General features: G+C 65.5%; 3 protein-coding genes. All 3 read left to right on the forward strand.

Annotated features, from left to right (window positions below; translation table 11 throughout):
- Positions 1-555 (forward strand): TOBE domain-containing protein (locus tag V8683_RS31220; protein ID WP_462849710.1); only part of this gene is annotated, 555 nt, incomplete at its 5' end.
- A 13-nt stretch (positions 556-568) separates the two neighbouring features.
- Positions 569-1,534, forward strand: a complete 966-nt coding sequence (locus V8683_RS31225) for an ABC transporter permease subunit (protein WP_411192013.1) — start codon at positions 569-571, stop codon at positions 1,532-1,534.
- The gene (locus V8683_RS31230; protein ID WP_411192012.1) at positions 1,531-2,442 is read left to right on the forward strand and encodes an ABC transporter permease subunit; all 912 of its coding nucleotides are present in this window, start codon (positions 1,531-1,533) and stop codon (positions 2,440-2,442) included. Before V8683_RS31225 ends, V8683_RS31230 begins: the two co-directional genes overlap by 4 nt.
- Positions 2,443-2,560 lie beyond the last annotated feature (118 nt).

Consider the following 2,560-nt stretch of genomic DNA (forward strand, 5'->3'; position numbering starts at 1 on the left):
GGCATCATCGACAAGGTCGACGTCACCTGCGTCATGGTCACCCACGACCAGGAAGAGGCCATGACCATGGCCAACCGCCTCGCCGTCATGAGCGAGGGCCGCATCGTGCAGACCGGCACGCCCTCCGACGTCTACGAATTCCCCAACAGCCGCTTCTCCGCCGAATTCATCGGCTCGACCAACCTCTTCGAGGGCAAGGTCGTCGAGGACGAGCCCGACCACATCTTCGTCGAGAGCGGGGACCTCGAAACGCGCATGTACGTCAGCCACGGCATCACCGGGCCGCTGGGCATGCCCGTGGGCATCTCGGTGCGCCCCGAGCGCGTGCGCGTCACCCGCGAGAAGCCCGGCACGCCCCACAACTGGGCACGCGGCGTCGTCTCCGACGTCGCCTACATGGGCAGCTACTCGCTCTACCACGTGCGCCTGCCCGGCGGCAAGGTGGTCGTCTCCAACCTCTCCAGCTCGCACCTCATGAGCGAGGGCGCGCCCGCCTGGAACGACGACGTCTACGTCTCCTGGTCGCCCGCCAGCGGCGTCGTGCTCACGCAATGAGGAAGAGGACACCATGAGTACTTCCCTGCCCTCCACCCATGCCTCTGCCGCTTCCGGCGGCGCGCTGCGCGTCTTCTCGCGCCTGTTCTCCCGCTTCGTGCCCTCCGGCCGCACCGCCGTCATCGGCGTGCCCTTCCTCTGGCTCACGCTCTTCTTCGCCGTGCCCTTCGTGCTCGTGTTCAAGATCAGCTTCGCCGACCAGATGATGGCCGTGCCCCCCTACACCAACCTCGTCGGGATGAAGGACGGCGTCGTCCATTTCGCCCTGCAGCTCGGCCACTACGCCTTCCTCCTCCAGGACGACCTCTACATCGCCACCTACATCAGCTCCCTGAAGATGGCGGCCGTCTCCACCCTCCTGTGCCTGCTCATCGGCTACCCCGTCGCCTACTACATCGCCCGCTCGAACCCCGCCACCCGCAACCTCCTCATGATGGGCGTCATGCTGCCCTTCTGGACCTCCTTCCTGATCCGCGTCTACGCCTGGATCGGCATCCTCAAGGACGACGGGCTCCTGAACCACGCCCTCATGGCCATCGGCCTCATCCACTCGCCCCTGCGCCTCTATCACTCCGACGCGGGCGTCTACATCGGCATGGTCTATTCCTACCTCCCCTTCATGGTCATGCCCCTCTACGCCCACCTCGTCAAGATGGACCTCACCCTGCTCGAGGCCGCCTACGATCTCGGCGCGAAGCCCTGGGTCGCTTTCACCCGCATTACGCTGCCGCTCTCGAAGAACGGCATCATCGCCGGCAGCCTGCTCGTGTTCATCCCCGCGGTGGGCGAGTACGTGATCCCCGAACTGCTCGGCGGCGCCGACACCCTCATGATCGGCCGCGTGATGTGGGACGAGTTCTTCAACAACATGGACTGGCCGATGGCCTCGGCCGTCACGGTGGCGATGGTGCTGCTGCTGCTCGTGCCGATGGCCCTCTTCCAGCACAACCAGGTCAGGCAACTGGAGCAAGGCAAATGATCAGGCCCAACCGCACCCTCTCCACCGGTGTGCTTACACTCGGCTTTCTGTTCCTGTACATCCCGATCATCAGCCTCGTGGTGTATTCCTTCAACGAATCGAAGCTCGTCACCGTCTGGTCGGGCTTCTCGCTGAAGTGGTACGCCGCGCTCCTGCAGGACGACGAACTGCTCAACGCCGCGTGGCTGTCGCTGAAGATCGGCCTGATGACCGCGTTCGCCTCGGTCGTGATCGGCACGTGGTCGGGCTATGTGCTCGCGCGCATGGGGCGCTTCCGGGGTTTTGCGCTCTTCGCGGGCATGATCAACGCGCCGCTGGTGATTCCCGAGGTGATCCAGGGCATCTCGCTGCTGCTGCTGTTCGTGGCGATGGAGCAGTTCCTGGGCTGGCCGAAGGGCCGGGGCGTGCTGACCATGTGGATCGGCCACGTGATGCTGTGCGTCTCGTACGTGGCGATCATCGTGCAGTCGCGGGTCAAGGAGATGAACCGCTCGCTGGAGGAGGCCGCGCTCGATCTGGGCGCGACACCCTTCAAGGTGTTCTTCGTGATCACGCTGCCGCTGATCTCGCAGGCGCTCATCTCGGGCTGGCTGCTCTCGTTCACGCTCTCGATCGACGATCTGGTGCTCTCCGCGTTCCTCTCGGGCCCGGGCTCGACCACGCTGCCGCTGGTGGTGTTCTCGCGGGTGCGCCTGGGGCTCAATCCCGAGATGAATGCGCTGGCCACGCTCTTTATCAGCGCGGTGACGATCGGGGTGATCGTGGCCAACCAGATCATGATGGCCCGCGAGAAGAAACGCATGCGCGACATGCAGATGGCCTTCATCCAGCCCGATCCGGCCGGGGCGGAGCCGCCTGCCGCGCCGGTGGGCGCCGTGGGGGCGCCGCTGGGACGCCGCGCGGCGTGATTCGCGCCTGATTCCGGCGCGCTCCGGGTCGGGTTGCGATCCAGCCACGGCCCGAACCGCAAGCACCCGCAGGGCCTGAGAGACATCCGAACCTGTATCCGTAGTACACCGAAGCACA

It is taken from the genome of Paraburkholderia sp. AV2 (assembly GCF_054968425.1).

Bases quoted from the DNA above. Each gene is read 5' to 3' on its own strand.
- V8683_RS31225 (WP_411192013.1), top strand. From the start codon at position 569: ATGAGTACTTCCCTGCCCTCCACCCATGCCTCTGCCGCTTCCGGCGGC.
- V8683_RS31230 (WP_411192012.1), top strand. From the start codon at position 1,531: ATGATCAGGCCCAACCGCACCCTCTCCACCGGTGTGCTTACACTCGGC.